Source organism: Synechococcus sp. R55.7 (assembly GCF_047461955.1).
Taxonomy (GTDB): Bacteria; Cyanobacteriota; Cyanobacteriia; order Thermostichales; family Thermostichaceae; genus Thermostichus.
The window spans coordinates 1-4,507 of sequence record NZ_JANSIC010000213.1; the positions used below are offsets into that span (position 1 = coordinate 1).

At 58.2% G+C, this 4,507-nt stretch carries 3 protein-coding genes; 1 reads left to right on the forward strand and 2 read right to left on the reverse strand.

Going from position 1 to position 4,507, the window contains the following annotated elements:
* Window positions 1-110: 110 nt before the first annotated feature.
* The gene (locus NW820_RS10425) at window positions 111-515 is read right to left on the reverse strand and encodes a pentapeptide repeat-containing protein (RefSeq protein WP_414344017.1); all 405 of its coding nucleotides are present in this window, start codon (window positions 513-515) and stop codon (window positions 111-113) included.
* 87 nt (window positions 516-602) lie between these two features.
* A complete protein-coding gene (gene pflB / locus NW820_RS10430) occupies window positions 603-2,909 on the reverse strand; it encodes a formate C-acetyltransferase (RefSeq protein ID WP_414407444.1) in 2,307 nt (768 codons plus the stop codon).
* 413 nt (window positions 2,910-3,322) lie between these two features.
* On the opposite strand from pflB, the gene NW820_RS10435 reads away from it, so the two are divergent.
* Entirely contained in the window at window positions 3,323-4,399 is a 1,077-nt protein-coding gene (locus tag NW820_RS10435; protein WP_414350063.1) for a VOC family protein, read from the forward strand.
* The last annotated feature ends 108 nt before the right edge of the window (window positions 4,400-4,507 follow it).

Here is a 4,507-nt window from a genome sequence, read left to right on the forward strand (position 1 = left end):
CTAGATTTTTTTAGATCCCTAGGGTCTTTTAGCTAGACCGCTGCTATCCTGGCTGGAAGGGAGAAAGGGGGATAAAAAGCCGAAAGGGCAGCTTGGGGATCCCACCCAGCTCAGACCGATGGGTCGTGTGGGCTAGGCACGGAGGTATCCACCGTGATGCCGTGCAGGCGGTGGGCCTTGGGATCGAAATCCTTCGGGAAATGGGTATAGGCATCGAAATCTGCGTGATCCAACAAGGCTCCTTCTAAGAGCGCCCCTCGGAAATTGCTGCCAAAGAGGAGACATCCCCGCAAATCGGCTCCCGATAGGTTAGCTCCGCTGAAGTCGGCATAGCTGAGATCGCACCCCCGCAAATTGGCCCCCGCCAAGTTGGCCCCACTGAAATCGGCATAGCTGAGATCGGCACCGGCCAAATGGATCCCCTGCAGCTCAGCCCCCTGCAAATCGATCTCCCGAAAATCGCGCCGTCCTGAGGCATACTGGCTGACCAGATCCGCAGCGCTACAAACAGTCATGATCATCGGGCCTCCTCGGTTATCGATGGGGGATCCCTTCCATCGACCCCGGTATGGGCGGACTTCAGGGATCCCCAGGCTGGTCTTTTAGCAGTGTTGATGGAACGTGCGGTTAATGACATCCAGTTGCTGCTCGCGGGTGAGCTTGATGAAGTTCACCGCATAGCCGGAAACCCGGATGGTGAGCTGTGGGTAGAGCTCCGGGTGCTCCATGGCATGCAGCAGGGTCTCGCGGTTGAGAACATTGACGTTGAGGTGGAAACCGCCATCCCGCATGTAGCCATCCAGCAGCCCCACTAGATTGGCAACCCGCTCCTCCGCTGTGCGACCTAGGGCCGCCGGCACAATCGAGAAGGTGTTGGAGATCCCATCCAGAGCGTCGTCGTAGGGCAGCTTGGCCACCGAAGCCAGCGACGCCACCGCCCCCTTGGTGTCCCGGCCGTGCATGGGGTTGGCCCCTGGGGCAAAGGGCTCGCCCGCTCGCCGCCCGTCGGGGGTGTTGCCGGTTTTCTTGCCGTAGACCACGTTGGAGGTGATGGTGAGGATGGACTGGGTGGGGATGGCATTGCGGTAGGTCTTGTGCTTGCGCAGCTCGGCCATGAAGGTCTGCACCAGTTGCACCGCAATGGAGTCAACTCGGTCGTCGTTGTTGCCGTATTTGGGGAAGTCGCCCTCCACCGCGTAATCCACCACTAGGCCCCGCTCATCCCGGATGGCCCGTACCCGCGCGTATTTGATGGCGGATAGGGAGTCGGCTGTTACCGACAGGCCGGCCAACCCAAAGGCCATGGTGCGCAGCACGTCCCGGTCGTGCAGGGCCATCTCCAGGCGCTCGTAGCAGTACTTGTCGTGCATGTAGTGGATGATGTTCATGGTGTTGACGTAGGTTTTGGCCAGCCAGGCCATCATCTGCGCCATGCGCGGCCACACCTCGTCGTAGTCCAGGACATCGGCGGTGATGGGGGCGAAAGCAGGAGCCACCTGCTCGCCGGAGATCTCATCCCGACCGCCGTTGATGGCATAGAGCAGGCACTTGGCCAAGTTCACCCGCGCTCCAAAAAACTGCATCTGCTTGCCGATGCGCATGGCCGACACACAGCAGGCGATGCCGTAGTCATCCCCCCAGTAGGGGCGCATCAAGTCGTCGTTTTCGTACTGGATGGAGCTGGTTTCAATGGAGACCTTGGCGCAGTAGCGCTTGAAGGCTTCCGGCAGCCGCTCCGACCAGAGCACGGTCAAGTTGGGCTCGGGCGCTGGGCCAAGGTTGTAGAGGGTATGCAGCATGCGGAAGCTGGTTTTGGTAACCAAAGGCCGCCCATCCAGGCCCATGCCGCCGATGCACTCGGTAACCCAGGTGGGATCCCCGCTGAATAGCTCGTTGTACTCGGGCGTGCGCAAAAACCTGACCATGCGCAGCTTCATAACAAAGTGGTCAATGAGCTCCTGGGCCTCTTCCTCGGTGAGGATCCCGGCCTGCAGATCCCGCTCGATGTAGATGTCCAGGAAGGTGGACACCCGCCCCAAGGACATGGCCGCCCCGTTTTGCTCCTTGACGGCTGCCAGGTAGGCCAGGTACAGCCATTGGATGGCTTCGCGGGCGTTGGCTGCCGGACGGCCCAGGTCAAACCCGTAGCGGGATCCCATCTCTTTCAGCTCTTGTAGGGCCTTAATCTGCTCGGAGAGCTCCTCCCGCAGGCGGATGGTCTCTTCGTCCATCGTGTCCAGGTCTAGACTGGCTTTTTGGGCCTGCTTGTCTTCGATGAGCCGATCCACCCCGTAGAGGGCCACCCGCCGGTAGTCCCCAATGATGCGACCCCGACCGTAGGCATCGGGCAGGCCGGTGATGATCCCGGAGCGGCGGCAGCGGCGCATCTCTTCGGTGTAAGCATCAAAAACGCCGTCGTTGTGGGTTTTGCGGTACTGGGTAAAAATTTCCTTGGTGCGGGGATCCAGCTCGTAGCCATAGGCTTTGAGGGAAGACTCCACCACGCGGATGCCGCCAAAGGGCATGATGGCCCGCTTCAGGGGTTTGTCCGTCTGCAGCCCCACAATTTGTTCCAGCTCTGGGTCGATATAGCCAGGGGCGTGGCTGGTGATGGTAGAGGGAACGGCAGTATCGGCATCTAGGATCCCTCGCTCTCGCTCCAGAGCCATCAAATCCTTGACCTTGGCCCACAGCCGCTGGGTGCGCTCGGTGGCTGCAGCTAAGAAGGTTTCTTCACCGGTGTAGGGGGTGTAATTGCGCTGAATAAAGTCTCTGACGTCGATGGAGCGCTGCCAGGATCCTGGCGCAAAATCGCTCAAAACTTTTTGACCGGCTGCGTTGGATCCCGTCCTTGGTTCCGCCTTCAATTCTGTAGGTGATGCTACAGAACGCTGCACACTGGCAACCATAACAATCCTCCCGGCTATTACGCCTGATAATCTATCGACAGGGCGAGGCAGCACCCCGGCCTTTGCCCCACGCAGGCTCTAAAAGAGAGCTAAAGAACCAATAGATCTCTGCAAGGCTTATAGGGATCCTACGAAGGGCTTTTAGCAACTCTTCTGTTTCTTTTTTAGGCGTTCTAAATACACCTCGCCTGATTTAATTTTAGTCCCTTGCGCTCTGAGGATATTTTCGGTTGCGTGATTTTTTAATCTTATTTTCATCCTATTTTTTAATGCTGTTTTAATATCTTCTTAACGTTGTTTTACGCTTTTCCATCGGCAAATGGCGGGCCTATGCTGAGGTAGGACGGCCCAGGTCGTCTGTTGCCGTGAGAACGTCAGGATACTCGGCCTTTGCCTTAGCAGTGCCTTGCTCTATGAACCAGTCCAATCGAATCGTCCAAGGGATCCATCACCTGCACTTCTATCTTTGGGATCTGCCCCGTTGGCAGGAACACTTTTGTCAGGTTTGGGGCTTCCGAATGGAAGGACAGCTCGGCAGTACCCTCTGTCTGCGTCAGGGATCCCTGCGCTTGCGCCTATCTCAGCCGGCTCACGCCGGGGATGAGGTGGATCGCTATTTGCAGCAACATTCGCCTGGGGTGGTGGATGTGGCCTTGGCGGTGGAGGAGCAAGAGCTGTTGGGCTTGGCAGAGCTTTTGCAGAGGCGAGGAGCCCAAGTGGAGTGGATCCCGGCAGAAGACGAAGGCTGCCCTGCTCTGTGCCTGCGCACTCCTTATGGACTCAGGCATTCTTTGATCCCCAGCTCAGGGATCCCCGATTCAGCCCCTGCTGAGGAGAACCTGTTTTCCCACTGGGATCACCTGGTATTGAACGTGGAGCAGGGATCCCTGCAGGCAGCGGCAGATTGGTATGGGCAGGTGCTGGGTTGGCGGTCTCTGTATCGCTATAGCATCCGCACCAACACCTCTGGCCTAGAAAGTGTGGTGGTGGGAGATCCTGAAGCCGGGATCCAGTTGGCCATCAACGAGCCCACCTGTGCCGCTTCCCAGATCCAGGAGTTTTTGGATGCCCATCATGGCCCTGGCCTGCAACATGCGGCGTTGCACAGCTCAGATGTCTTCGCCAGTGTGCGCCGGCTGCGACAGGGAGGCGTAAACTTTCTGCAGGTGCCACCGGAGTACTACACAAACCTGGCAAGGGAGCTGGCCTCTGGAGCAGTACTCCCTTCTGGTGGGTTGCCCACCATCTCCTGGCACGACTTGGTGGAGCAGCAGCTCCTTTTGGATACCACCTTGCCTGCCTCTGATTCCCGACACCCCCCCCTGTTGTTGCAAACCTTCACTCAGCCTCTGTTTGGCCGGCCCACGTTTTTTTTCGAGGTCATCCAACGGTTGGGTGGAGCCACAGGCTTTGGCGAAGCCAACTTTCAAGCCCTGTTTGAAGCTCTAGAACGCCAACAGCGACAACGGCAGCAAGCCCTGGTCTGCTAACACCCTTGTTCTAGGGATCCAGTGGGAGCACCAGGGGAATGTCTCCAGTTAATCAACACGATTGATTGCCCCTGAGTTTCCAGCCGATATTCGGGTATGCGGAAGGCG